Consider the following 25,667-nt stretch of genomic DNA (forward strand, 5'->3'; position numbering starts at 1 on the left):
AACCGAGGCGTACGGAGCGCGGACGGGGCAGTCCGTCAGCGCAGCGCCGCCTCCACCGCGCGGGCCAGCTCGGCGGCGGCCCTCTCGGGCAGGGGCCGGCCCCGGTCGTTCGTCACATAGAACGCGTCGACCGCGTTCGCGCCCAGCGTGGACACATGCGCGCTGCGCACCCGTACCTTCGCCTCCTCCAGGGCGCGGCCGATGCGGTGCAGCAGCCCCGGTGCGTCCTGGGCGCGTACCTCGATGACCGTCGCGAGCTGGGAGGCGGTCGGCGCGACGGTCACGCGGGGCGGTGGGGCCGTGACACCCCGGCGGCGCGGGTACGCGGCCTCCCGCTCGGCGAGCCTGGACGGGATGTCGAGCGAGCCGTCGAGGGCCCGTACGAGATCGGCGCGCAGCCGGGCGGCCTGCGGCAGGGAGCCGTACTCCGCGGCCACCCGCCAGCTGAGCAGCAGCACCTCGGTGGTCTTCGTCCCCTGTCCGGTGTCCTTGCCGAGCTCCGCGGGCAGCTCGACGGCGCGCAGATCGGCCGCGCGTACGGTCAGCCGGTGCAGGGCGAGCACCCCGGCCGCGGCGGGCAGCACGCCCGGCTGGTCGGGCAGGGCGATGAGCAGCTCGACGCCGACGGGTTCCGGTTCGCCGTCGTCCTGCGGGGCCTCGGTCTGGGCGTGCAGGGCCAGTACGGGACCGCCGGTGCGCAGCGCCTCGACGGCCAGCCGTTCCTGTTCGGCGCTGGGCGCGGCCGGTTCCGGCTCGGCGACGGCGTCGCCCGCGAGGACGGCGGCCACGCGCGCGACGAGTTCGTTGACGAGCGAGGCGCGCCAGGACGACCAGGCCGCCGGCCCGGTGGCCAGCGCGTCGGCCTCGGTGAGCGCGTGCAGCAGCTCCAGGGTGGCGAGCGAGCCGACCCGGGAGGCCACCGCGCTGACGGTCGCGGGGTCGTCCAGGTCGCGCCGGGTCGCGGTGTCGATGAGCAGCAGATGGTGGCGTACGACCGTGGCGATGACGGCCATGTCCTCGCGGTCGAAGCCGATCCGGGAGGCGACATCGCGGGCGATGACCTCACCGGCCACGGAGTGGTCGCCGGGCCAGCCCTTGCCGATGTCGTGCAGCAGGGCGCAGATCAGCAGCAGGTCGGGACGGCCCACGCGGCGGGTCAGCGAGGACGCCTGGACGGCGGTCTCCACGAGATGGCGGTCGACGGTCCAGGTGTGTACGGGGTTGCGCTGGGGCCGGCAGCGGACCCGCTCCCAGTCGGGCAGGAACTGGGTGATCAGGCCCTCGGCCTCCAGCGCCTCCCAGACGGGCACGGTGGACTCGCCGGCGCCGAGCAGGGTGACCAGCTCCTGACGGGCCTCGGCGGGCCAGGGCACCGGCAGCGGCTTCGCGGCGGCGGCCAGCCGGCGCACGGCGTGCAGCGAGATCGGCAGACCGGCCTGGGCGGCGGCAGCGGCGGCCCGCAGGGGCAGGACGAGGTCGCGCTCCGGGCGGGCGGTACGGGCGAGGACGACCTCGCCGTCCTGCTCGACCACGCCTTCGGCGAGCGGGCTGCGGTCCGGGGCGGGCTTGGCGCCGAGCATGGCCCGCAGCCGGGGGCGTACGGCCCGGGAGCGCAGCACCCGGTTGACCTCGCGCCAGGTGACGTCGGAGGCGTACGAGACGGTGCGCGCCGCCTCGTACACCTGGCGCAGCAGCGCGTCGGCGTCGAGCAGGCCGAGTTCCGCCGCGACCGGGTCCTGTTCCTGGAGGGCGAGCCGGTCGGTGGCGCGGCCGGTGGTCAGATGCAGGGCGTCGCGGGCGTCGAGGAGCCGGCGCCGGGCGTCGTAGAGCCCTTCGCGGGGCGCGTCGGCGACCCAGGAGGCGGCGACGGCGCGCAGCGCGGTGGCGTCGCGCAGTCCGCCCCTGGCCTCCTTGAGGTCGGGTTCCAGCAGGAACTGGAGCTCGCCCTGGCGCTCGGCGCGCTCCCGGCAGAGTTCGTCTAGTTCGGGGAGGCGCTTGGGGGCGCTGTTGCGCCAGTCGGCCAGGATCGCGGTCCGTACGCCGCTGACCAGGCCGAGATCCCCGGCGACATGCCGGGCGTCGAGGAGTCCGAGCTGCGCCTTGAGGTCCTCGGCGGCGGTCTTGCGCGCCTCGGCGGGGGTGCGTACGGAGTGGTCGAGGGCGAGCCCGAGGTCCCACACCGGGTACCAGACGCGGTCGGCGAGTGCGGCGATCGCGGCGGGACCGGACTTGCCGTCGTGCAGGAGCAGCAGATCGAGGTCGCTGCGCGGTGACAGTTCTCCGCGGCCGTAGCCGCCGACGGCGACGAGCGCGGCGCCGCGTACCCCGGCCTCCAGGGCGGCGGTGGTGAACAGCGCGTTCAGCCAGTCGTCGGTCAGTCCGGCCAGGGCGGCACGGCGCGGCGGCCCGGACCGCGCCTTCTCCTGGAGGAGGCGCAGCCGGGCCGCCGCGTAGCCGCTGGGTCCCGAGTCTGCCTGTTCGGTCGTCTCTTCGAGGCTCGTCACCCAGTCGTTCCCGTCTCTAAAGTGCGTCCGGGCCGCGCTCGCCGGTCCGTACCCGGACCGCCGTGTCGACCGGCACGCTCCATACCTTCCCGTCACCGATCTTGCCGGTACGGGCGGCTTTGACCACCACATCGATGAGCTGTTCGGCGTCGCCGTCCTCGACCAGCACCTCGATACGGATCTTCGGTACGAGGTCGACGGTGTACTCCGCACCGCGGTAGACCTCGGTGTGGCCGCGCTGGCGGCCGTAGCCACTGGCCTCCGTGACCGTGAGCCCCTGGACGCCGAAGGCCTGGAGGGCCTCCTTGATCTCGTCCAGCCGGTGTGGCTTCACGACTGCGGTGATGAGCTTCATGCGTCCACCTTCTTGATCTTCGCCGCGACGGCGGCGGTCTCGTCCTGGCTGGCGGCGGCGACGCTACTACGGCCCGAGGGCGAACCCCCGACCGCGCTGTAGTCGTAGGCGGACTCGGCGTGGTACGCCATGTCGACGCCGCTCGTCTCGTCGTCCTCGGAGGCGCGGAAGCCGATCGTGGCATCGACGATCTTGGCGAGGATCCAGGAGACCACGAAGGAGTAGGCCATCACCGAGAAGGCTCCGACGGCCTGCTTGCCCAGCTGCGAGAGTCCGCCGACGCCACCGGTGGCGAGGACACCCACGAGCAGGGTGCCGATGACACCGCCGACGAGGTGGACGCCGACCACGTCGAGGGAGTCGTCGTAGCCCAGCTTGAACTTGAGGCTGACCGCCCAGGAGCAGACCGCGCCGGCGACGACACCGATGAGCAGGGCGCCGAAGGGGTTGACGGCCGCACCGGACGGGGTGATCGCGACAAGGCCCGCGACGGCGCCGGAGGCGGCGCCCAGCGTGGTGAACGCGCCGTGCCGGATGCGCTCGTAGATCAGCCAGCCGAGCATCGCGGCGCCGGTGGCGATCTGCGTGTTGAAGGCCATGAGGGCGGCGGTGCCGTTGGCGGCCAGCGCCGATCCGGCGTTGAAGCCAAACCAGCCGAACCACAGCAGTCCGGCGCCGAGGACGACGAGCGGCAGGTTGTGCGGCCGCATCGGGTCCTTCTTGAATCCGATCCGCTTGCCGACGACGAGGACCGCGGCGAGCGCTCCGACACCCGCGTTGATGTGGACCGCCGTACCACCGGCGAAGTCGATCACGCCGAGCTTGAAGAGCCAGCCGTCGGACTGCCAGACCCAGTGCGCGATCGGGAAGTACACGACGGAGACCCAGAGCGTGATGAACAGCGCCCAGGCGCTGAATTTCACGCGGTCCGCCAGCGCCCCGCTCATCAGGGCGGGGGTGAGGACGGCGAACATCAGCTGGAAGAGGGCGAAGGCGAAGACCGGAATGCCTTCCGTGCCTCCGGTCAGGGTGTCGACCGTGATGCCCTTGAGGCCGATGTGGTCGAAGTTGCCCAGCAGACCGGCGCCGATGTCGTCACCGAAGGTCAGGGAGTACCCGTAAAGCACCCACAGCACGCTGACGATCCCGAGCGAGATCAAGGACATCATGAGCATGTTGAGGGCGCTCTTCACCCGCACCATGCCGCCGTAGAAGAATGCCAGGCCGGGCGTCATCAGCATGACGAGCGCGGCACTGATCAATACGAATGCGGTATCTGCGCCATTCAAGGCCAGCGTCTCCTCGTGGGTCGGAACGGCCCGTGCGGATGCTCAAGCTAGGTGTGGGCCGACTGTGCTGAGGAGATTGGCGCAGCGCGGTTTCGGCCAATGCCGCTCGATGTTTCACCGCAGTGACGAAGACGTCCTGTGTGTTACGTGCCGATGAACCGGCGGATCCCGGCGGCCGGCCGCGGATACCCTCTGCGGACATCGGAAACCGGCCGCGGCGGTCACCCTGTGTCCTGGCGGCGGGGGAGCCGTGTCGGGCTGTACGGGGTGACTGCCGCGGCCGGAGCTTTCGGCGGGGCGGTGTACGGGTCCGGCCCGCGGCCGGGTGCGTCCGCCGCTCAGACGGCCTCCGCGGACTCGGGCAGCTGGGCGGTGAGCCGCTCGGTGAGATCGACCACGCCGGCGACATCACCGAAGTCCCTGGCGGCGGTGTCGAGCGTCTTGCGGAGCCGGGTGTTGACCCGCTCGGAACGCACGCTCTCCGCCACCTTCAGGGCCTTCTCCGCAAGGGCCGTGGACTGCTCGGGCTCCCGCTTGAGGAGATGGACGGTGGCCAGGCCGATCAGGTTCAGCGCATACGACCGCTGGTGGTCGGCGTCCTCGGCGAAGAGATCGACGGCGCGCCGCATGACGGGTTCGGCGAGGGAGGCGTAGCTGGGACTGCGGCCGGCGACATACGCGAGGTCGCGGTACGAGTGGGCGTTCTCGCCGTTGAGTTCGGCCTCGGAGAAGAAGCGGATCCAGTCGGGCTCCACCTCGCCGTCGACCCCGGCGTCGGAGAAGGTGTCCTCGGCCATCCTGACGGCCCGCTTCGTCTTGCTCGGCTGGCCCATATTGGCGTACGCGCGCGCCTCCATCGCATACAGCATGGCCTGGGTCCGGGGGGTGGCGCAGTCCCGGCTGCCGTACTGCGCGAGATGGATCAGCTCCAGCGCGTCGTCGGGCCGGCCGAGATGGATCATCTGGCGGCTCATGGACGAGAGGATGTACGAGCCGAGCGGCTTGTCCCCGGCCTCCTTCGCGGCGTGCAGGGCGAGGACGAAGTACTTCTGGGCGTTGGGCTGGAGGCCGACGTCGTAACTCATCCAGCCGGCCAGCTCGGCCAGCTCGGCCGCGCACCGGAAGAGCCGCCGCGAGGTGGCCTCGGGCTGAGGCTCCTGGAGCAGGTCGGTGACCTCGTGGAGTTGGCCGACGACCGCCTTGCGCCGCAGGCCGCCGCCGCACTGCGCGTCCCAGAGCCGGAACATCGCGGTGGTCGACTCCAGCAGATCCAGCTCGGGCCCGGAGAGCCGCGAGGCGCGGGACGGGGTGGCGACGGGCTCGTCCTCGGGCTGCTCCTGGCCGCCCGCCGATGTGGGCACCAGCCAGCGCTGCATGGGCTCCACCAAGGCGGGCCCCGCGGCCAGCGCCAGCGAGGTGCCGAGGAAGCCGCGCCGCGCCAGCATCAGATCGCTGCGGGAGAACTCGCTGATCAGCGCCACGGTCTGGGGGCCCGCCCAGGGCAGATCGACCCCGGACACCGAGGGCGACTGATGCGCGGAGCGCAGCCCGAGCTCCTCGACGGCCACGACGGCGCCGAGGCGCTCGGAGAACAGCTCGGAGAGGATGCGCGGGATCGGCTCGCGCGGCTGCTCGCCGTCGAGCCAGCGGCGCACCCGCGAGGTGTCCGTGCTGATGTGGTGCGCGCCCATCTGGCGTGCCCTGCGGTTGACCTGGCGCGCCAGTTCGCCCTTCGACCAGCCACTGCGCAGGAACCACGAGCCGAGTTGCCCATTCGGGCGCTTGCCGGTATTCGTACCGCCTGCGCCGCTGCCGCCCACTGGAACGCCCCCATCCGCTGAAGCCACTTGTCGCGCGAACCGCTATCAGAATGCCGTGAGCACGGGGTGCCTGTCCGCCGGTTGCACCCCTTCGAACAGGAAACCGAGTTGCCCTTGGCATACCCACGGGAGTGTCTTATCCCGGGTTCGTGTACCGAAAGTAATCCTACGATCACTGCCCCAGCGAGGGTGATTCCACAAACGCCACCATTCGCCACCCCTTCGAATGAACTCGCCCACGGCGAGGCGCGATTGACTTGACGCACTCCGATCAGAGCGGGCCGAAGCGCCGCACGCCGGGGCGCGCGAATCCGGCCCCGCTACCCCCAATGCCACTTCGCGCCGCCTCGACCGCCCCGATGGCGACGGAGTGTCACGGGCACACTGCGAGACGTAACCACCGGCGAGTTCGACCCGTTGGAGGGGGCATGGGCTTCACGATCGGCGGCATCCGGGAGATGCGGTCCGGCTCGCGCCGCCGCGGCCGCACCACTGAGTGCACCGCGGTGGCGGAGTACACGGGCCTGTGGGGCTGGGACGTGGTTCCCGGCGCGGTTCCCGCGGCGCGGGACTCGGGCAGGCAGTGCTCCTGCGGCGAGCCCGACTGCGCGTCGCCGGGCGCCCATCCGCTGGCGTTCAGCCCCGAGGTGTCGGCGGGCGCCACCCTCGACGACGTCACCAAGGCGTGGTCGGAGGTGCCGGGCGCGGCCGTGCTGCTGCCGGTGGGCCGCGGCTTCGACATCATCGACGTGGCGGAACCGGCGGGGAGCCGGGCCCTCGTACGGCTCGAACGGATGGGGCTCCCGCTGGGCCCGGTGCTGGTGACGCCGACGGGCCGCGCCCACTTCTTCGTGGCGCCGGGCGCGGCGGCGGAGCTGCCGGAGCTGCTGTACCGGATGGGCTGGGACGACGCGGACCTGGACCTGCACGGTCTGGGGCCGGGAGCGTATGTGCTGGCGCCGCCGTCGGAGGTGGCGGGTCTGGGGCCGGTGCGGTGGCTGCGCCCGCCGTCGCTGGACACGGCGGCGGAGCCGCCGCCGGCGAGGCTGCTGCTGGGCACGCTGGCGTACATCTGCCACCGCCTGGCCTGAGGCCGGCCGCGTTGCGGGTTGCGGTTGCGGGCTGCGGGTTGCGGGTTGCGGGTTGCGGTTACTGTCTCGTACGGCTGGTGCCGGGGCCCGGGGCCTCCGGAGGTACATGTCCGGACGGCATGCTGTGTTTTCCCGGGGGACACCCCCGGACCCCCGTACGTCGCGACTCCGGCCACAGTCAGGATGCGGGCGTTCACGCGCCACACATCACGCTTTAGTGTCCGGGCACGCACCTCCTACGACCACCCCGACCCCCTCCCCCCGGTGGTCGCCCCCAGCCGCCGCCCAGGAGGTGCGTGTCCGGACGTAAAGCGTCGCAGCTCGCGCGAAGCGCGGTGAGGAAAGCAGTCCGGACACGCACCTCCGGAGACCCCGGCACCCGGCACCCACGAGCACCCGCACCCGGAAAGCCGCCTCAGCCCGAGACCACCGCACCCGCACCCGCAAACCGGCCCGGACACCCGCCCCCGGCCACAGAAACCCCTAGTCGCCGATCAGCGCGGTGACGAACGCTTCGGGTTCGAACGGGGCCAAATCGTCCGCTCCCTCGCCCAGGCCCACCAGCTTCACCGGTACCCCCAGCTCCCGCTGCACCGCGATCACGATGCCCCCCTTGGCCGTGCCGTCCAGCTTCGTGAGGACGATGCCCGTGATGTCCACGACCTCCGCGAACACCCGCGCCTGCACCAGCCCGTTCTGCCCCGTCGTCGCGTCCAGGACCAGCAGCACCTCGTCCAGCGGACCGTGCTTCTCCACGACCCGCTTGACCTTGCCCAGCTCGTCCATCAGCCCGGTCTTGGTGTGCAGCCGGCCCGCCGTGTCGATGAGGACGACGTCCGCGCCCTCCGCGATGCCCTCCTTGACCGCGTCGAAGGCGATCGACGCCGGGTCGCCGCCCTCGGGGCCTCGTACCGTACGCGCGCCGACCCGCTCGCCCCACGTCTGGAGCTGATCCGCGGCGGCGGCGCGGAACGTGTCCGCCGCGCCGAGTACGACCGAGCGGCCGTCCGCGATCAGTACGCGTGCCAGCTTGCCGGTGGTCGTGGTCTTGCCGGTGCCGTTGACGCCGACGACCATCACGACGGCCGGGGTGTCGAGGCCGCTCTCGGTCTTCACCGCGCGGTCGAAGTCCGTGCCGAGGAGGTGGACGAGCTCCTCCTTGAGCAGCGCGCGCAGTTCCTCCGGTGTCCGCGTGCCCAGTACCCGTACCCGCTCGCGCAGCCGCTCGACCAGTTCCTGGGTCGGGGCGACACCGACGTCCGCGATGAGGAGGGTCTCCTCGATCTCCTCCCAGGTCTCCTCGTCGAGGTGCTCGCGCGAGAGCAGCGTGAGCAGTCCCTTGCCGAGGGAGTTCTGCGAGCGGGCGAGCCTGGCGCGCAGCCGGATCAGCCGGCCGGCTGACGGCTCGGGGATCTCGATCGCGGGCGCGGGCGGCGCGGCCTCGACGGCGACCGGCGTCTCCGTGCCGTCCGGGAGGCCGACCTCCTCGATCGTGCGGCGCGGCTCGTCGCGCGGTGCCTCCGCCTCGTCGCCGACATGTGGCTCGGCAGGGGGAGCTGTGAGGGTCGGCGTGCTCGACGGCGCCTCGGGCGGCAGCTTCTTCTTCTTGCGGCTGCCGACCACGAGCCCGCTGATCAGGCCGACCGCGACCAGGGCGATGACTACAACAAGGATGACGATTTCCATAACGCTCCCAGTATCAGCCACGGCCGGTACCGGCCCTGGCTTCAGAGGATCACACGAAGATCCTCGTTACGATTTGGACCTTTTGCGCCGAACATACGATGCTGGGGGTTCTGGGTTCGCCCGGACTCCCCCCTCTGGAGCCCCCACCTCTGTACGGAGCCTCTTCATGCCCCACGCCTCCGAAGGCGCGATAGAGACCCGCGGTCTGGAACCCGTCCCCGAGGACGAACGCACCGGCCATGTCCGCCGACTCTTCCCCACCTGGGTGGCCGCGAACATCAGCGTGCTGCTGCTCACGATGGGCGCCGGTCTGATCGTCTTCAACGGTCTGAACTTCTGGCAGGTGCTGACCGTCGCCGTCGCGGCGCCCGTCGTGTCGTACGGCATCGTGGGGCTGGTCTCCCTCGCCGGGAAGCGCGGCGGCTCCCCGGGTATGGCGCTCTCCCGGGCTGTCTTCGGCCAGCGGGGGAACCTCTTCCCCGGCACGCTGATCTGGGTCGCCCGCTGGGGCTGGGAGACGATCAACGCGGTCACCGGCGCCTATGCCGTGCTGACGGTTCTCGACTTGGTCTTCGGCGTCAAGCGCAACACTCCGCTGATCGTGATCACGCTGCTGCTCTTCGTGGCCTGCACCTTCCTGGTCTCGGGCCTCGGCATCGGCGCGCTGCGGGTGTGCAGTACCTGGTCGACGTATCTCTTCGGTGCCTTCAGCGTGCTGGTGCTGGTGTATCTGGTGGCCCATACGGACTGGTCGGCGGTCTTCGACCGGCCCGCGGGTTCGACGGCGATGATGGTCGCGGGGATCGGGACCGTCGCGGCGGGCGGGATCAGCTGGGTGCCCTCGGGCCCGGACTTCACCCGCTATCTGCCCCGGTCCGCCTCCGGCCGGGCGATGGTCGGCTCGACCGTCGGCGGCGCGGGGATCGTGGTGCTGCCGATGGTGCTGATGGGCGCGGTGATGGCGGTCGGCACCCCGGATCTCGCCAAGGCGCAGGACCCGGTGTCGTTCATCGGTGAGCTGCTGCCCGCCTGGCTCTCGGTGCCGTATCTGCTGATCGCGCTCGTCGGGATGTTGCTGATCAACTCGATGTCGATGTATTCGGCGGGCTTCACCGCGCAGACCCTGGGCATCAAGGTGCCGCGCGCCTGGGCGGTGAGCGTGAACGCGGTGATCAGTCTGGTCCTGGGCTTCCTGCTGATGGTGGTGGCCACCAGCTTCATCGGCTCGTTCATCTCGTTCCTGACGCTGCTCGCGGTGGCGTTCTCGGCGTGGATCGGCGTCTTCGGGGTGGACATGCTGCGGCGGCGTACGTACGACGGCGCGGCGCTGATGGACACCACGCGGACCAGCGCCTACTGGTACCGGGGCGGCTTCGCGTGGTCGGCGATGGCCGCCTGGGGTACGGCGCTGGTGGTGGGGCTGCTGTTCACGCGGGTGGACTGGTTCTCGGGCCCGTTCGCCGGGACCTGGGCCGGTGAGAACGGTCTGGGCTGGGTCATCACGACCGTCGTGGCGGCGGCTCTCTACGCGGTCCTGCCTCGCGAACGGACCACGGCCCCGGCCGCCACGCCGGCGGAGGAAGAGAAGCTGTCCGTCTAACCCATCTCCTCCAGGGTCTTGCCCTTCGTCTCCTTCACGAACAGCAGCACGAACGGGATGGAGAGCACGGCGAAGAAGGTGTAGATGATGTACGTGCCCGAGAGGTTCCATTCGGCGAGGCTCGGGAAGCTCGCGGTGATGACCCAGTTGGCGATCCACTGCGCCGAGGCCGCCACTCCGAGCGCGGCGGCGCGAATCTTGTTCGGGAACATCTCGCCGAGGAAGACCCAGACGATGACGCCCCAGGACAGCGCGAAGAAGAGCACGAACACATGGGCCGCGACCAGGGCGACCGTCCCCTCCGTACTCGGCAGTTTGCCGTTCACCAGGGGCGCGGAGAACGCCCATGCCTCGAAGGCGAGCGCGATGGCCATGCCCGACGAGCCGACGAGCGCGAGGGGCTTCCGGCCGACCTTGTCCACCAGGACCATCGCGATCACGGTGCCGATGATGTTCACGATCGATGTGGTGAACGAGTAGAAGAACGAGCTGGACGGGTTGATGCCGACCGACTGCCAGAGCGTCGCCGAGTAGTAGAAGGCGACATTGATGCCGACGAGTTGCTGGAACATCGACAGCCCGATGCCGACCCACACGATGGGCAGGAAGTAGAAGCGGCTCCCCTTGAGGTCCTTGAAGGTCGACTTGTGCTCGCGGCGCATGGCGTGCTCGATCTCGGCGACCCGGGCGTCCAGATCGACATCCTTGCTCTCGACCTCGGCGAGCACCTCCCTGGCGCGGTCCACCTTGCCCACGGAGAGCAGATAGCGCGGCGACTCGGGGATCGCGAAGGAGAGCAGACCGTACAGGAGGGCCGGTACGACCATCACTCCGAGCATCCACTGCCATGCCTCCAGGCCCAGCAGCTTGCCGCGCTGGTCGCCGTTGGCGAGCTGGAGGATGCCGAAGTTCACCAGCTGGGAGATGGCGATGCCGATGACGATCGCGGCCTGCTGGAAGGAGCCGAGCCGGCCCCGGTAGGCGGCCGGGGAGACCTCGGCGATGTACGCGGGGCCGATCACCGACGCCATGCCGATGGCGAAGCCGCCGATGATCCGCCAGACCGCCAGGTCGTAGATGTCGAACGGCAGCGCGGAGCCGACGGCGCTGACGGTGAAGAGGGCCGCGGAGATCCGCATACAGCGGATACGGCCGATCCGGTCGGCGATCCGGCCCGCCGTGGCGGCACCGATCGCACAGCCGATCAGGGCGATGGCGATGACCTGCGCGAGGGCCGCCGAGCCGATGTCGTATCTGCTCCTGATGGCTTCGACGGCCCCGTTGATCACCGAGCTGTCGTAGCCGAAGAGGAAGCCGCCCATCGCGGCCGCGGCCGTGATGAAGATGACATGGCTGAGGTGCTCCGGCGGGGCCGCGCGGCCTCCGGAGGGCGGCACCTGCGCTGTGTCGGTCACGTGTACTCCTGGTGCCGCCCGGCTGCCGTTGCCGGACGTGGGGTGGGCGAGCCCTTCCAGTGGGTCACAACTTGCCCCCGGCCACCACTTGTACGCGTGCCCGGCGCGAACGGGAGTTGATACGGGGTCAGCGCAGCCGCTGGCTGATGACCTTGGAGACCCCGTCGCCCTGCATGGAGACCCCGTACAGCGCGTCCGCGACCTCCATCGTCCGCTTCTGATGCGTGATCACGATCAGCTGGGAGCTCTCCTGGAGCTCCTGCATGATGCGGATCAGCCGCTGGAGGTTGGTGTCGTCGAGCGCCGCCTCGACCTCGTCCATCACATAGAACGGGCTCGGCCGCGCCTTGAAGATCGACACCAGCAACGCCACCGCCGTCAGGGACCGTTCGCCGCCGGAGAGCAGCGACAGCCGCTTGACCTTCTTGCCCGGCGGCCTGGCCTCCACGTCCACCCCCGTGGTGAGCATGTTCTCGGGGTCGGTGAGGATGAGCCGTCCCTCGCCGCCCGGGAAGAGCCGCGAGAAGACCCCCTCGAACTGTTCCGCCGTGTCCCGGTACGCCTCGGTGAAGACCTGCTCGACGCGTTCGTCGACCTCCTTCACCACGAGCAGCAGATCCGCCCGGGTCTTCTTCAGGTCTTCGAGCTGCTCGGAGAGGAACTTGTGGCGTTCCTCCAGCGCCGCGAACTCCTCCAGAGCGAGCGGATTCACCTTTCCGAGCTGCTGATGCGCCCGTTCGGCCGCCTTGAGCCGCTTCTCCTGCTCGGCCCGCACATACGGCTTCGGCTGGTTGCGCGGATCCGCCGGGTCCTCGGGCAGCGTCTCGCCCTCCGCGGGCGGGGACGGCGGTACGAGCTGATCGGGCCCGTACTCGGCGATCAGCCCGGCCGGCTCGACCCCCAGCTCCTCCAGGGCCTTGGCCTCCAGTTGCTCGATCCGCATCCGCTTCTCGGCACCGAGCACCTCGCCGCGGTGCACGGAGTCGGTGAGCTTGTCCAGCTCGGCCTTGAGGTCGCGGCCCTGGTTGCGCTCGGCGGCCAGCTCCCGTTCGCGCTCGGCCTTGGCCGCCTCGGCGGCGACGCGCTCGGCCTCGGCCCGTACGACCGACACCTCCACATGCGCCAGCAGCTGCCGGGCGCCGGCCGCGACGGCGCCGGCGACGTGGGCCTCGTGGCGCAGCCGCGCGCGGCGCTGTTCCGCGCGCGCCCGCGCCTCGCGCTCGGCGCGCGCTCCCCGGTCGAGCGCGTCGGCCCGGCCTGCGAGCCCCTTCACCCGCTCCTCGTGGGTTCGGACCTGGAGCCGGGCCTCCATTTCGGTCTGCCGGGCGTTGGCGCCGTCGGCGGCGAGCCGGTCCCGTACGGAGGTGTCCGGCTCCTCCTGGACCGGGGCCTCCTCCGCGACCAGCAGCCGTTCCGCGAGTTCCTCCGCCTCGGCGGTGGCGCGCTCCAGCGCCTCCTGGGCCTTGGCGGCGGCCGCGGTCGTACGCTCGGCCTCGCCGGCGGCCGCGCGCGCCTGCCCGGAGAGCCGTCCCAGCCGTCCGGACACGGCGGACTTCTCCCGGTCGGCGGCCCGGCGCCGCTCCCCCAATTCCTCCACCAGCGCGGCGCACTCGGCCCGCCGCTCGGTGGCCAGGCGCTGTGCCCCGGTCAGTTCCTCGCACCGTACGGCCAGCTCCGCGAGGTCGGCGGCGGCCTCGTCGACGGAGGCCTGTACCTCCAGCAGGCTCGGCGCGCCCGCCGACCCGCCGTGCGCGAAGTGCGCCCCGAGCACATCGCCCTCGGCGGTCACGGCGGTGAGCGCCGGCCGCGCGGCGACCAGGTCCTCGGCGTCCTCCAGCGTCCCGACGACCACCGTGTCCCGTACGAGCCGCCGTACGGCGCCCAGCAGCCCGGCGGGTCCGCTCACCAGATCGATGACGTGCGGCACGGCACCGACGGAGACCGCGGTACGTACGGAACGGTCGGCCGCGTCCGTACCGCGTCCCTCCGCCGCCGCCTGGCCGGGCACTCCGGGGGCCGTCCCGGAGCGGGCCTGCGGGCCGGGCTCGTCCTCTCCGGGAGGGCCGGCCAGCAGCAGGGCCGCGCGGCCGGCGTCCTGTTTGCGCAGCAGCCGGATGGCCTCGGCCGCCGTCGTCGGATCGGCGACGGCGATCGCGTCCGCGGCGGCGCCGAGCGCCGCGGCCACCGGGATCTCATATCCGGGGGTGACGGTGAGCAGTTCGGCGGCCGGACCGAGCAGGCCCGAGAGACTGTCGCGGGCGGCGAGCAGCGCGCCGGTGCCGTCCTTGCGGCGCAGGCCGAGGGCGAGCGCGTCATGGCGGGCCGCGAGGGCGGCGCGTTCGCGTTCGGCCGTGGTGGCGGCCTCGCGTGCCGCCGTCAGCGCGGCCTCCGCGGCCGACAGGGCGGAGCGGGCGCTGTCGTACCGCTCGCCCAGTTCATGGTCCTCGGCGTCCAGGCCGTCCACCTCGGCCTTGAGCTGTTCGTACTCCTCCTGGGCGGCGACCGCGCGCTCGCGCGCCTCGTCACGGGACGCGGCGAGGCGGCCGATCTCCGCCTGGGCCGACGCCGCCCGGCCGCGCGCCGCGTTGACCTGGCCATGCAGCCGGGCGAGGCCCTCGCGGCGGTCGGCGATCGCGCGGGCGGCGTCCTTGAGCCGGCGTTCCTCGGCGGCCAGTTGCCGTTCCAGCTCGGCGCGGTGCGCGACGGTGTCGTCGCGGGCGTGCTCGGCCGCCTCCAGCGCGGCCTCCAGCTCCGCCTCCTGCTCCCGGATCCGCGCGGCCTCGCGCTCCATGTCCTCCGGGTCCCGGCCGCGACGCTCGTCCGTGGGGGCCGCGGTCGCGCTCTTCACCCGCGCGTCGGCCAGCGAGACCGTGCCCCGTACCCGCTCGGCCAGCTGGGACAGCTCGTACCAGGTCTGCTGGGCCCGCTGGAGGCGCGGCGCCAGCCGCCGTACCTCGTCCTCCAGCTCGGCTTCCCGGGTCAGCGCGGCCTTCAGCCGGCTCTCGGCGTCCTCCTTGCGCTGCTTCAGTTCCGCCTCGTCCGCGATCTCCGTACGGAGCGCGTCGCGCAGCCTGACCAGATCGTCGGCGAGCAGCCGCAGCCGCGCGTCGCGCAGATCGGCCTGTATGACGGCGGCCCGCCGGGCGACCGCGGCCTGCCGTCCGAGGGGTTTGAGCTGACGGCGCAGCTCGTCGGTGAGGTCCTGGACGCGGGCCAGGTTCGCCTGCATCGAGTCCAGCTTCCGCAGCGCCTTCTCCTTGCGCTTGCGGTGTTTGAGTACGCCGGCGGCCTCCTCGATGAACGCCCGGCGCCCCATCGGGTCGGCGTGCAGTACGGAGTCGAGCTGGCCCTGGCCGACGATGACATGCATCTCGCGGCCGATACCGCTGTCGGACAGCAGTTCCTGGATATCGAGAAGGCGGCAGATATCGCCATTGAGCTGGTATTCGCTGCCGCCGTTGCGGAACATGATCCGCGTAATGGTGACTTCCGCGTAGTCGATGGGCAGCGCACCGTCGGAGTTGTCGATGGTCAGCGAGACCTCGGCGCGGCCGAGCGGCGGGCGCCCGGTCGTCCCGGCGAAGATCACGTCTTCCATCTTGCCGCCGCGCAGTGACTTCGCCCCCTGCTCCCCCATGACCCAGGAGAGCGCGTCCACGACATTGGACTTACCCGAGCCGTTCGGGCCCACGACACAGGTGATACCCGGCTCGAAGCGCAGCGTCGTGGCGGAGGCGAAGGATTTGAACCCGCGCAGGGTCATGGCCTTGAGATGCACGCCGCCGGACTCTACCCGGCTCCGATCGTCCCTCGCCGGTTTCACCGCCGAACGCGCAGGGCACATCAGACGTTAAGAAAGGCGTGGCAGCGCCAACAATGCTTCGTACAGCGGAAGATGGAAAGAAAGAAGGGACGCCGAGGCGTCCCTTGCATATCTTGCGAGAGTGTTTCTCACCCGACCCCGAGGGGGGCTGTTGTCAGGTGAGCGCGGGCTCCGCCTGGGGTACATCAATGTCGATGCCATTGAGCAGCGACTCTCCGGGGTGCTGTGCGACGGCGGCGTTCAGCACGTCGTTCTCGGACTGGATCCGTACGAGTTCGGATTCGAGGTCCTGGACGCGCTGCTGGAGCCGTCGCATCTCGGCGAGGAGTCGCGGGTCGGAACCGCCGACATAACCGAGAAGCGCCTTTGCCATGATGAATGGTCCTCCACACTGAGTGACCGACCGGATGCGGTGTGGGTCGTGAGGGAAATCGCACCCGCGGTGCTTGGCAGTGCTTGTTCATCACTGCGGTTCTTACTGCCAAACAGCTAAGGTGCGCGGGGATTCCAGCGTCTCACCAAAAAGTTTGACGGTCAACACGATCACAGCCCGTACCGGCGGGCAGCCCGGCGGCGGGCGCCCGTGCGGGGTGCGGCGCCGGCTCTTCCACGGGGCCCCTGGGGCGTGGAGATCATCCCTCTCCGGGCAGCCTGGCACGACTGGCCGTTCTTGGCAACCACCAGGTCATCGCCGACCTGAGCATGTGCCATCGGCATTCCCGGACCCCCCGGCGCCGCCCCGGACGGCGCGATCTCAGCGGACCGCGAAGGTCTCGTAACCACCGCGCGGGGTGTCCCAGATCTCAGTGACTCCGTCCACACGCCCGGGTGTGTCGGCGGAGCGCAGCCATTCCAGCAGACGGTGGCAATTCTCACGTGGACCCTCCGCGACGACCTGCACCCTGCCGTCGTCCAGATTGAGGGCGAATCCGGTGAGGCCCCCGATCTCCAGAGCGTTTGCCCTGGTGAACCAGCGGAAGCCCACTCCCTGCACTCTGCCGCGTACCCAGGCCGTAAGCCGAACGTCTTCTTTCATGCACGCAAGCTAACCGGCCAATTGCTTCCCGCACCCGGCGCCCCCGCAGACCATGCCGTACAGTCCCGTCGCAATAGCCTCACTCGTACGGGTGAGACCTGGACACGTTGCCGTCGAGAGCATGAGGAAGGCACATGGGACGCCACCGCCGCTCAGCCGCCGCCCCGCCCGTCGAGGACCACGTGGACGGTGCGCGCCGGAAGAGGCGGATCGCCACCCCTGTACGTACCGGCCTGCTGGGCGCCTCCGCCGCCATGGCGGTCGGAGCCGTAGCCGTCGCTTCGGGCCTGCTGCCCGGCGGCGGCGACCACTTCACGGTCGGCGGCAGCGCCAACGGCGGGCAGATACGTACCGAGGGCGCTCCGGAGCTTCAGCAGCAGGGCGGCTCGTCCGCCGGGCCGACGCGGGAGACCTCGGCCTCGCCGAGCCGTTCCGCCGAGCGGACCCAGCCGCCGTCGGCGTCCGCCTCGCCCACTCCGCACAAGCCGTCCGTCACTCCTTCGAAGGACACGCCGGAGTCTCCGGCGGCGCAGCCGGAGAAGAAGACGAAGCCCGCCGCGGCCCCGCCGAAGCCGAAGGCCGAGATACCGACCCGCTCCAGTCAGGCCCCGGCGCCCGAGCAGACCACCGAGCGCGCCGTGGAGGCGCCCGCGGCTCCCGGCTCCAGTTCCTCCGAGTCGGCCGTGCTCTCCCTGGTCAACAAGGAGCGCGCGAAGGTGGGGTGCAGCCCACTGCGGGCCGATGCCTCGCTCGGCAGGCTGGCGCAGAACTTCAGTGACGACATGGCGGAGCGCGGGTTCTTCGACCACACGGACCCGGACGGCAAGTCACCCTGGGAGCGCGCCGACAAGGCGGGCGTCAAGGATCTGGGCGGCGAGAACATAGCCAGGGGGCAGGCCACTGCCCAGGCCGTGATGGACTCGTGGATGAACAGCGAGGGCCATCGCGCGAACATACTGAACTGCGATTACACCCGGCTGGGTGTCGGTGTCCACACCGGCTCCGGCGGCCCGTGGTGGACACAGGACTTCGGCTTCTGAGTCCAGCCCCGGCCCACTTACCAGACGAAAGCGCCATCTGTCGGGTGCCGCTTTCGGTTGTAAAGTCACCGCTATGGACGCCTTCGATGTCTTCTCCCGGCAGTGCCCCTCGCGCACCACGCTGGAGCATGTGACGGGCCGCTGGGGCAGCCTGACGCTCGGCGCCCTGTACGAGAGCCGCCTCCGCTTCAACGAACTGCGGCGGCGCGTCGACGGCGTGAGCGAGAAAATGCTCTCCCAGACCCTGCACGCGCTGGAGCGTGACGGACTGGTGCTGCGCGAGGCGCGGCCGGTCAATCCGCCGTGGGTCGATTACGAGCTGACCCCGCTGGGCCGGGAGGTCGCCGAGCGGCTGCTCGGGCTGATCCAGCTGGTGGAGGGGCGGATGCCCGAGGTGATCTCGGCGCGGGAGCGTTACGACACGACGCGCGGAGCCCTCTGACAGCGCGGGCAGAAGTAGCTGGACCGGTTCATCCAGGGCCGTCGGCGTATCGGTGTCCCGCAGCGCCGGCACGGCTCGTCCTCGCGTCCGTACGCGTCCAGCGACCGGTCGAAGTACCCCGATTCGCCGTTCACATTGACGTACAGGCTGTCGAAGCTGGTGCCGCCGACATCGAGGGCCGCGTTCATCACGTCCCGTACATGGCCGAGCAGTTCGATGGCGCGCGGCCGGGGCAGGGTGGCCGTGGGGCGTTCGTAGTGGAGGCGGCTGCGCCAGAGCGCCTCGTCCGCGTAGATGTTGCCGACGCCGCTGATCAGCGACTGGTCGAGCAGGGCGCGCTTGACCGTCGTACGGCGCAGCTTCAGCGCGGTGAGGAAGGCGGCGTCGTCGAAGGCCGGGTCCAGCGGGTCCCTGGCGATATGCGCGATGACATCGGGCAGTCCGTCGGGGGTGTTCTCGTGGAGCGAGAGCCCGCCGAAGGTGCGCTGGTCGACGAAGCGCAGCTCGGTCGCGAGGGTGTCGGCGAACCGGATCCGGATGCGCAGATGCTTCTCGTCGGGCGCGCTCTCCGGCTGGACCAGCAGCTGGCCGCTCATCCCGAGGTGGCCGAGGATCGAGGCGTCCGTGTCGGCGAGGGGCAGCCAGAGGTACTTGCCGCGCCGGCGTGCCGTACCGATGGTGTGCCCCTTGAGCTGGGCCGCGAAGTCCTCGCCGCCGGCGGTGTGCCGCCGTACCGCGCGCGGATGCAGCACCTCGGTCTCGGCGACGGTCCGGCCGCTGACCCAGCGTTCGAGTCCACGCCGGACGACTTCGACCTCGGGCAGCTCGGGCACGGAACGCTCCTGGGGGTGAACGGGACGGAACGGGTGCGCCCCTCACGCCGTACGACGCGAGGGGCGCACCCGGAAGGAGAGAGCACGGACGCTCAGGCGTTGGCCGTGTCCGCGGAAGTCGGCTCCGTCGGGGCCGAAGAGGTGTCGGCGGCCTCTTCAGCCGTGGCGTCGGCGGCGTCGGCGTTGTCTTCCACGTCAACGTCGCCGTCGGCGTCGGTCTTCCCCGCCGCCTCCCGCTCGTCCGCCGCGGTCCGGATGGACCGCCAGGCGGACTCCGCCGCCTGCTGCTCCGCTTCCTTCTTGCTGCGGCCGGTGCCGGTGCCGTACGAGACACCACCGACGCGGGCGGCAGCAGTGAAGGTCTTCTCGTGGTCCGGGCCCGTTTCCGTGACGAGATACTCGGGCACACCGAGACTCTCCGCCGCGGTCAGCTCCTGGAGACTGGTCTTCCAGTCCAGGCCGGCCCCGAGATTCGAGGACTTCTCGATCAGCGGGTCGAAGAGCCGGTGCACCAGCTCGGACGCCGCGTCGAGGCCCTTGTCGAGATAGACAGCGCCGATCACCGCTTCAAGGGTGTCGGCGAGAATGGACGCCTTGTCCCGGCCGCCCGTGCCCTCTTCGCCCCGGCCGAGCCGGATGAAGGAGCCGAGTTCGAGGCCGCGGCCCACTTCCGCAAGCGCACGCGAGTTGACCACTGCGGCCCGCAATTTGGCCAGCTGGCCTTCAGGCAGATCGGGGTGGGTGCGGTACAGCGTGTCCGTGACCACCAGACCGAGCACCGAATCCCCGAGGAATTCGAGCCGCTCGTTGGTGGGCAGACCGCCGTTCTCGTACGCGTACGAACGATGGGTCAGCGCACGCACCAGAAGGGCGGTCTCGAGCTGATACCCGAGCCGCCCTTCCAGAAGCGTGTGGGACGAGGCTGTGCTGACATTGTCTGTCTGCTTCTTGGCATGGGACAGTTCAGACATTGAGCCTCTCACCAGCCGCTCAGACCTCGAGGACCTGGCGCTTGTTATAGGTGCCGCAGCTCGGGCACGCGATGTGCTGCAGCTTCGGCTCCTGGCAACGCTCGCACGAAACCAGGGTGGGGACCGCAGCCTTCCACTGCGACCGGCGGTGGCGCGTGTTGCTGCGCGACATCTTCCGCTTCGGAACAGCCACGGCTACTTCTCCTGCTTCTCGTCGACGCCCGCTTCGGCGCCGCCCATGTTGTCCTTCTCGCCGTCCTTGACGGTCTCGGCGAGTCCCTGCAGTGCCGCCCAACGGATGTCGACGGCGTCGTGGTGGTGGTCCGGGTTCTCGTCCAGCCTGATCCCACATGTGGAACACAGACCGGCACAGGTCTCCCGGCACACCGGCTGCATCGGCAGTGCGAGCACCACCGCATCACGCAGCACCGGTTCGAGGTCGAACAGGCCATCTTCGATGAAGAGTCTGTCGTCGTCCTCGCTGTACTCGGCGTCAGCGGCCGGCTCCGCACGGGTGCGGCCCCGGTCGTCGGCGTCGTGGTACGAGAACATCTCCTGGAAGTCCGCCGCCACTTCCTGGCTGAGCGGCTCCAGACACCTTACGCACTCCCCCTCGGCCGCCGCACGGGCGGTGCCCGTGATGAGCACCCCCTCCATGACGGATTCGAGGCGGAGGGCCAGCTCCACGGGCACGCCCTCGGGCGTCCCGATCACCCCCGCGATACCGAGGTCCTTGGGGGCGGGTACCGAGCGGGTCAGCTTCTGCAGCGCACCAGGACGCCGCCCCAGCTCGTGTGTGTCGAACACGAGGGGGTTGCGGTGGTCGAGGCGCGCGTTCAGGGTTTTTCCCGCTTTCGGATCGTGAGGGGGGCCGCCACCGTCGCGGAAGCGAGCGGGCGGCATGGGTCGCGGACATACACGCGACCGAAGAGCCAGGGTACTGGACCGGCCGCCGTAGGCCCAATCCGGCCCCTCGGGGGTACCGGACCGGGCGTACCGGCCGGGGCGCGCGGTCCCGGCGCCCCGGCCGCGCGGTCTCAGCGTCCTTGCTCGTACCGGCGCAGCTGCTCGATGTCGATCATGCTGGTGTCGAAGAGGCTGGTCTCGTCGAGTGCGCTCTGCGGCTCGTGGGCCGGGGGCAGCGCGTGCTGCTGGGGCTGGACCTCGGGCTGCTGCTGCCAGCCGTAGTTCGGGTCGTACCCCTGCGCCTGGCCCTGGCTCTGGTCCTGGCCGTATCCCTGCTGCTGGTACGCGTACGGGTCCTGCTGGTAGCCGTACGCGTCCTGCTGCTGGTAGCCGCCGTAGTCGGCCTCCGTGGCGTACGCGGGGTCCTGGTAGCCGGCCTCGGCGTACTGGGGCCCCGGCTGGGCCTGGGGTGGCGTCTGCGGGTACGGAGGCTCGGCGAAGGGCTGCTGGACCGGCACCGGTGGCTGCTGCGCCGCTACGGGCTCCTGGACGCCTTCGCGGGGGCTTCCCGCGAGGTCCGCCAGATAGTCCGCGTCACTGGTGCGCCCCTGCGGGCCCGCCGCGTCCTGGGCGGCCATGTGCGCGCCCAGATCGTCCGAGTCGGTGCGGCCGTGGAGTTTCTGCCTGCCGCGGCCGACCGCTTCCAGGGTCTTGGACAGGACGGCCTCAAAGGCGCCGAACTTGGCGTCGATGTACTCGTCGGCCCGCCGGATCAGCGTGCCGGGGTCGTCGCTGTACTCGGGGGCGTCATCGTCGTCACCGCCGGGGGCGCGGCCGAGCAGCTTCTCGCGGCCCCGGTCGACGGAGCCGATGGTCTTGGTGAGGACGACCTCGAAGTTGGCGAGCTTGGAGTCGACGTAGTCGTCGGCCTCGGCGCGGATCTCCTCGGCGTCCCTGCGGGCCTCCGCGAGGATGCGGTCCGCCTCCTCCTGGGACTGCCGGGCGACCGCGGTGTCGGAGATCAGCCCGGAGCGCTGGGCGTGCGCCGCCTCGATGATGCGCTCGGCCTCCTGGCGGGCCTGCTCGGCCAGCTGCTCCCGGCCGCCGATCAGCTCCTGGGCCTGGGCCAGCGAGCCCGGGAGCGCTTCCCGTACCTCTTCCAGCATCGCGAGCAGCTCGGCGCGGTTCACCACGCAGGACGCCGACATGGGCATGGAGCGGGCGCTGCCCACCGTGTCGACGATCTCGTCGAGCTTCTTCTGTACGTCCACCGTGTGCTCGCCACTCTCTCAGCTGGTTTGGAGACGGACGCAACGACTGTACGGCCAGTTCGAGCCCGTCCGTCACCGGATGACGGGCCGTCAGTTTCTCAGCGCTCGCCGAGGCGTGCCATCAGGGCCGAGTGGACGGCCGCGGGCAGCAGGTGGGAGACGTCTCCGCCCCAGGTCGCGACCTCTTTGACCAGCGAGGAGGAGAGGAAGCTGTAGGTGGGGTTGGTGGGGACGAACAGGGTCTCGACGCCGGAGAGCCCGTTGTTCATCTGGGCCATCTGCAGCTCGTAGTCGAAGTCGCTGACGGCGCGCAGGCCCTTGACGATGGCCGGGATGTCGCGCTGCTTGCAGAAGTCGACGAGCAGCCCGTGGAAGGCCTCGACTTCCACATTGCCGAATTCGGCGGTGACCTCGCGGATCAGAGCGATCCGCTCCTCGATCGTGAACAGCCCCTTTTTGGACTGGTTGATCATCACCGCGACATGTACGACGTCGTACAGCTTGGAGGCGCGGGCGATGATGTCGAGATGTCCATTGGTGATGGGGTCGAAGGACCCCGGACAGACGGCGCGGCGCAACTTGATTCCCTCGCTCTCCGGTCCGGTCATGGTGCGTCTTCACTCGTAGAGGCGGCGCGACCGTACCAAAGCGTCCCTTCGCCGTAGCGACGCGACCGCAAGGGGTCGAAACCCTCCGGCCAGTCGAATTCCCCGCCCCTGGTGCTGCGTTCCACGGTGGCGACGGCATCGCCGCTGAGCCACCCCCTTGTGCGGAGTGTGAGGAGTATCTCCCGAAGATCGTCGTCGGTGACGGCGTACGGAGGATCGAGGAAGACCAGGTCGTAGGGGGTGTCCGGGGCCGGTCCCGTGATGATCTGCTCCGCCTTGCCGGTACGGACCTCCGCGCCGGGAAGACCGAGCGTCGTCACGTTCGCGCGGACGATGCGGGCGGCGCGGCTGTCGGCCTCGACGAGCAGCGCGTGCGCGGCGCCGCGGGAGAGCGCCTCCAGGCCCACGGCGCCGGATCCCGCGTACAGATCGGCGATCCGGATGCCGTCGAGGGTGCCGAGGAGCGACTCCCAGCTGGAGAAGAGGCCCTCACGCGCCCGGTCGGAGGTGGGGCGGGTGCCGGTGCCTGGCGGTACGGCGAGACGGCGTCCGCCGGCGGCACCGGCGATCACGCGGGTCATGGGAGTCGGGTCCTCGGTTCGGTGCGGTCGTATGAGGTCGGTCAGGGGCGCTCGGTCGTGGGCGCGGGGTCGTGAGGGGCTCGGAGAATGGCTCTGACCCCACGATATGGCGTACGTCCAGAGCGGGCCCGGCCGGTGTCCCCAGGCCCTGTCCGGGTCAGCCCTTGTCGAGGTACTGCTCGCGTTCCGTGTCCAGCAGGGCGTCCAGCGCCGTACGCAGCTCCGGGGAGCCCGTCAGCTCCGGGTCCTCCGCGACCACCGCGGCGGCCTCCTCGCGGGCGGCGGCGATGATCTCCTCGTCCTCGATGACCGCGAGCATCCGCAGCGAGGAGCGCACCCCGGACTGGGCCTGGCCGAGGACATCGCCCTCGCGGCGCTGTTCGAGGTCGATACGGGACAGCTCGAAGCCGTCGAGCGTGGCGGCGACCGCGCCGAGCCGGGCCCTGGCCGGGCTCGCCTCGGGCATGTCCGTGACCAGCAGACAGAGGCCGGGGGCCGAGCCGCGGCCGACGCGGCCGCGCAGCTGGTGCAGCTGCGAGACACCGAACCGGTCCGCGTCCATGATCACCATGGCAGTGGCGTTGGGGACGTTCACGCCGACCTCGATGACCGTGGTCGCGACGAGCACATCCACCTCGCCCGCGGCGAAGCGGCGCATCACGGCGTCCTTGTCGTCCGGCTGCATCCGTCCGTGCAGGATCTCGACGCGCAGCCCCTGGAGCGGTCCCGCGGTGAGCTTCCCGGCGACCTCCACGACCGCGAGCGGGGGCCGCTTCTCGGCCTCGTCCTCCTTGGACGGTTTGGACTTCCGCTTCGTCTTCTCGTCGTCCTCGTCGTCGCCGATCCGGGGGCAGACGACATACGCCTGATGTCCCTTCCCGACCTCCTCCCGCACCCGTTCCCAGGCGCGGGCCAGGAAGTGCGGCTTGTCCTGGGCCGGGACGACATGGCTGGCGATCGGCGAGCGGCCCGCCGGGAGCTGGTCCAGGACGGAGGTCTCCAGATCGCCGAAGACGGTCATCGCGACCGTACGGGGAATGGGCGTGGCCGTCATGACCAGCAGATGCGGGGGCTGCTTGCCCTTGGAGCGGAGCGCGTCGCGCTGCTCCACACCGAAGCGGTGCTGCTCGTCCACCACGACCAGTCCGAGGTCGTGGAACCGCACCTTGTCCTCGATCAGCGCATGCGTACCGATCACGATCCCCGCCTCGCCGGTGACCAGATCGAGCAGTGCCTGACGCCGCGCGGCCATGCCCATGGAGCCGGTGAGCAGCACGACCTTGGTGCCCTCCTCGGCGCCGCCGAGCATCCCTCCCTGGGCCAGCTCGCCCATCATCTCCGTGATCGAACGGTGGTGCTGCTGGGCGAGCACCTCCGTGGGCGCCAGCATGGCGGCCTGCCCGCCGGCGTCGACGACCGCGAGCATCGCCCGGAGCGCGACCAGCGTCTTGCCCGAGCCGACCTCGCCCTGGAGCAGCCGGTGCATGGGGTGTTCGGTGGCGAGGTCCGCGAAGATCTCGCCGGTGACCTTCTGCTGGCCGTCGGTGAGGGTGAAGGGCAGGTCGGCGTCGAACGCGTCCAGCAGCCCGTCCGGCACGGGCCTGCGCGCCACGGCGGGCAGCTGGGCGTCCGCGTACCGCCGCCGGGCCAGCGCGACCTGGAGGACGAACGCCTCGTCCCACTTCAGCCGCTGTCGGGCGGACTCGATGTCCGCCCGGCTCTCGGGCCGGTGGACCTTGAGCAGCGCCTCGGGCAGGGAGGCGAATCCGCGGCCCTCGCGCAGCGCGGGCGGCAGCGGATCGACGGCCTCCGCGGCTCTGGGCAGGACCGCGTCGACCGCTTTGGTGATCTTCCAGGACTCCAGCCCCTTGCAGGCCGGATAGATCGGGATCAGCTTGCCCGCGAAGGCGTCCACGGCCTGCGCGGTGTCCTCCGTGGACTCGTCGTCGCCAGAGGCCCTGCCCAGCGGCACATAGGTGGGGTGCGCGAGCTGGAGCTTGCGGTTGAAGACGGACACCTTGCCCGCGAACATGCCGCGGCTGCCGGGCGGCAGCTCCTTGTGCGGCTTGTGGATTCCCCTGCCGAAGAAGACCAGTTGGAGCCGGCCGCTGCCATCGGTGAGCGTGATCTCCAGACGCTGGCCCCGGCCGTGGTTGAACGTCATGATCCGGGAGTCGGCGACCTGCGCGACGACCGTGACGTCCTCGTCCAGCGGCAGATCGGCCAGCTTGGTGAGCTGGCCGCGCTCCTCGTACCGCCTCGGGTAGTGGTGCAGCAGATCGCCGACCGTGTGCAGGTCGAGGTGTTCGGCCATCACCTTCGCGGTGGCGGGGCCGAGCGTCTTCTTGAGGGATTCATCCAGCGCGGACACGCGATCCATTGCACACCACGCCACT

21 protein-coding genes are annotated in these 25,667 nt (G+C 70.7%); 4 read left to right on the top strand and 17 right to left on the bottom strand.

The annotated features are described in order from the left end of the window. Positions 1-35: 35 nt before the first annotated feature. The 4 genes from IF11_RS0113270 to nsdA form a co-directional block, all read right to left on the bottom strand. The gene (locus IF11_RS0113270; protein ID WP_030351755.1) at positions 36-2,504 is read right to left on the bottom strand and encodes a [protein-PII] uridylyltransferase; all 2,469 of its coding nucleotides are present in this window, start codon (positions 2,502-2,504) and stop codon (positions 36-38) included. Positions 2,505-2,520: 16 nt separating this feature from the next. Then, positions 2,521-2,859: a P-II family nitrogen regulator gene (locus tag IF11_RS0113275; RefSeq protein WP_030351756.1), complete on the bottom strand. Its 339-nt coding sequence runs from the start codon at positions 2,857-2,859 to the stop codon at positions 2,521-2,523. After that, on the bottom strand, positions 2,856-4,148 hold the full coding sequence (locus tag IF11_RS0113280) for an ammonium transporter (protein ID WP_030351757.1): 1,293 nt from the start codon (positions 4,146-4,148) through the stop codon (positions 2,856-2,858). Before IF11_RS0113280 ends, IF11_RS0113275 begins: the two co-directional genes overlap by 4 nt. 338 nt (positions 4,149-4,486) lie before the next feature. Further along, on the bottom strand, positions 4,487-5,968 hold the full coding sequence (gene nsdA / locus IF11_RS0113285) for a transcriptional repressor NsdA (RefSeq protein ID WP_030351758.1): 1,482 nt from the start codon (positions 5,966-5,968) through the stop codon (positions 4,487-4,489). A gap of 428 nt (positions 5,969-6,396) precedes the next feature. Here nsdA and IF11_RS0113290 point away from each other — a divergent pair, with 428 nt between their 5' ends. Further along, positions 6,397-7,059 (top strand): bifunctional DNA primase/polymerase, encoded by a 663-nt coding sequence (locus tag IF11_RS0113290; RefSeq protein WP_030351759.1) that lies wholly within the window; start codon positions 6,397-6,399, stop codon positions 7,057-7,059. Positions 7,060-7,542: 483 nt separating this feature from the next. Here the strand turns inward: IF11_RS0113290 and ftsY are convergent, their stop codons facing one another. Continuing rightward, complete coding sequence (gene ftsY / locus IF11_RS0113295) at positions 7,543-8,745, bottom strand: signal recognition particle-docking protein FtsY (protein WP_030351760.1); 1,203 nt, start codon at positions 8,743-8,745, stop codon at positions 7,543-7,545. 166 nt (positions 8,746-8,911) lie between these two features. Between ftsY and IF11_RS0113300 the strand changes: the two genes are divergently transcribed. Continuing rightward, complete coding sequence (locus tag IF11_RS0113300; protein ID WP_030351761.1) at positions 8,912-10,345, top strand: purine-cytosine permease family protein; 1,434 nt, start codon at positions 8,912-8,914, stop codon at positions 10,343-10,345. Here IF11_RS0113300 and IF11_RS0113305 read toward each other — a convergent pair. From IF11_RS0113305 to IF11_RS0113320, 4 genes are all read right to left on the bottom strand, one after another. Then, entirely contained in the window at positions 10,342-11,760 is a 1,419-nt protein-coding gene (locus IF11_RS0113305; RefSeq protein WP_030351762.1) for a sugar porter family MFS transporter, read from the bottom strand. The two genes, IF11_RS0113300 and IF11_RS0113305, sit on opposite strands and share 4 nt — an antisense overlap. A 127-nt stretch (positions 11,761-11,887) precedes the next feature. Further along, positions 11,888-15,538, bottom strand: a complete 3,651-nt coding sequence (smc, locus tag IF11_RS0113310; protein WP_030351763.1) for a chromosome segregation protein SMC — start codon at positions 15,536-15,538, stop codon at positions 11,888-11,890. Between the two features lie 199 nt (positions 15,539-15,737). Continuing rightward, complete coding sequence (locus IF11_RS0113315) at positions 15,738-15,956, bottom strand: hypothetical protein (RefSeq protein WP_030351764.1); 219 nt, start codon at positions 15,954-15,956, stop codon at positions 15,738-15,740. A gap of 381 nt (positions 15,957-16,337) precedes the next feature. Beyond that, a complete protein-coding gene (locus IF11_RS0113320) occupies positions 16,338-16,619 on the bottom strand; it encodes an acylphosphatase (RefSeq protein ID WP_030351765.1) in 282 nt (93 codons plus the stop codon). Between the two features lie 134 nt (positions 16,620-16,753). On the opposite strand from IF11_RS0113320, the gene IF11_RS0113325 reads away from it, so the two are divergent. Then, entirely contained in the window at positions 16,754-17,659 is a 906-nt protein-coding gene (locus IF11_RS0113325) for a CAP domain-containing protein (RefSeq protein ID WP_030351766.1), read from the top strand. Between the two features lie 73 nt (positions 17,660-17,732). After that, positions 17,733-18,101, top strand: a complete 369-nt coding sequence (locus tag IF11_RS0113330) for a winged helix-turn-helix transcriptional regulator (RefSeq protein WP_030351767.1) — start codon at positions 17,733-17,735, stop codon at positions 18,099-18,101. On the opposite strand, the gene mutM is transcribed toward IF11_RS0113330, so the two are convergent. The 8 genes from mutM to recG all read right to left on the bottom strand — a co-directional run bounded on the left by mutM (position 18,074) and on the right by recG (position 25,651). Next, positions 18,074-18,934 (bottom strand): bifunctional DNA-formamidopyrimidine glycosylase/DNA-(apurinic or apyrimidinic site) lyase, encoded by an 861-nt coding sequence (mutM, locus tag IF11_RS0113335; RefSeq protein ID WP_030351768.1) that lies wholly within the window; start codon positions 18,932-18,934, stop codon positions 18,074-18,076. The two genes, IF11_RS0113330 and mutM, sit on opposite strands and share 28 nt — an antisense overlap. 92 nt (positions 18,935-19,026) lie before the next feature. Beyond that, positions 19,027-19,905, bottom strand: coding sequence for a ribonuclease III (rnc, locus tag IF11_RS0113340; protein ID WP_030351769.1), 879 nt, complete (start codon positions 19,903-19,905; stop codon positions 19,027-19,029). A gap of 19 nt (positions 19,906-19,924) precedes the next feature. Next, positions 19,925-20,098 carry a 50S ribosomal protein L32 gene (gene rpmF, locus IF11_RS0113345; protein ID WP_003965982.1) on the bottom strand — a complete coding sequence of 58 codons (174 nt, stop codon included), beginning with the start codon at positions 20,096-20,098 and terminating at the stop codon, positions 19,925-19,927. 2 nt (positions 20,099-20,100) lie between these two features. Further along, a complete protein-coding gene (locus tag IF11_RS0113350; protein WP_078490656.1) occupies positions 20,101-20,808 on the bottom strand; it encodes a YceD family protein in 708 nt (235 codons plus the stop codon). A gap of 134 nt (positions 20,809-20,942) precedes the next feature. Continuing rightward, a complete protein-coding gene (locus IF11_RS0113355) occupies positions 20,943-22,082 on the bottom strand; it encodes a F0F1 ATP synthase subunit B (RefSeq protein ID WP_030351771.1) in 1,140 nt (379 codons plus the stop codon). Between the two features lie 98 nt (positions 22,083-22,180). Beyond that, positions 22,181-22,660 carry a pantetheine-phosphate adenylyltransferase gene (gene coaD, locus IF11_RS0113360; RefSeq protein WP_206300599.1) on the bottom strand — a complete coding sequence of 160 codons (480 nt, stop codon included), beginning with the start codon at positions 22,658-22,660 and terminating at the stop codon, positions 22,181-22,183. 26 nt (positions 22,661-22,686) lie between these two features. After that, positions 22,687-23,271, bottom strand: coding sequence for a 16S rRNA (guanine(966)-N(2))-methyltransferase RsmD (gene rsmD, locus IF11_RS0113365; protein ID WP_030351773.1), 585 nt, complete (start codon positions 23,269-23,271; stop codon positions 22,687-22,689). 157 nt (positions 23,272-23,428) lie between these two features. Further along, complete coding sequence (gene recG, locus IF11_RS0113370) at positions 23,429-25,651, bottom strand: ATP-dependent DNA helicase RecG (protein WP_030351774.1); 2,223 nt, start codon at positions 25,649-25,651, stop codon at positions 23,429-23,431. Positions 25,652-25,667: the final 16 nt, after the last annotated feature.

This window comes from Streptomyces scopuliridis RB72, from assembly GCF_000718095.1.
Taxonomy (GTDB): Bacteria; Actinomycetota; Actinomycetes; order Streptomycetales; family Streptomycetaceae; genus Streptomyces; species Streptomyces scopuliridis.

Bases quoted from the DNA above. Each gene is read 5' to 3' on its own strand.
- IF11_RS0113350 (WP_078490656.1), bottom strand. From the start codon at position 20,808: ATGCCGCCCGCTCGCTTCCGCGACGGTGGCGGCCCCCCTCACGATCCG.
- IF11_RS0113325 (WP_030351766.1), top strand. From the start codon at position 16,754: ATGGGACGCCACCGCCGCTCAGCCGCCGCCCCGCCCGTCGAGGACCAC.
- IF11_RS0113290 (WP_030351759.1), top strand. From the start codon at position 6,397: ATGGGCTTCACGATCGGCGGCATCCGGGAGATGCGGTCCGGCTCGCGC.
- rsmD (WP_030351773.1), bottom strand. From the start codon at position 23,271: ATGACCCGCGTGATCGCCGGTGCCGCCGGCGGACGCCGTCTCGCCGTA.
- IF11_RS0113330 (WP_030351767.1), top strand. From the start codon at position 17,733: ATGGACGCCTTCGATGTCTTCTCCCGGCAGTGCCCCTCGCGCACCACG.
- IF11_RS0113320 (WP_030351765.1), bottom strand. From the start codon at position 16,619: ATGAAAGAAGACGTTCGGCTTACGGCCTGGGTACGCGGCAGAGTGCAG.
- IF11_RS0113275 (WP_030351756.1), bottom strand. From the start codon at position 2,859: ATGAAGCTCATCACCGCAGTCGTGAAGCCACACCGGCTGGACGAGATC.
- recG (WP_030351774.1), bottom strand. From the start codon at position 25,651: ATGGATCGCGTGTCCGCGCTGGATGAATCCCTCAAGAAGACGCTCGGC.
- IF11_RS0113315 (WP_030351764.1), bottom strand. From the start codon at position 15,956: ATGGCAAAGGCGCTTCTCGGTTATGTCGGCGGTTCCGACCCGCGACTC.
- rnc (WP_030351769.1), bottom strand. From the start codon at position 19,905: ATGTCTGAACTGTCCCATGCCAAGAAGCAGACAGACAATGTCAGCACA.
- ftsY (WP_030351760.1), bottom strand. From the start codon at position 8,745: ATGGAAATCGTCATCCTTGTTGTAGTCATCGCCCTGGTCGCGGTCGGC.
- IF11_RS0113300 (WP_030351761.1), top strand. From the start codon at position 8,912: ATGCCCCACGCCTCCGAAGGCGCGATAGAGACCCGCGGTCTGGAACCC.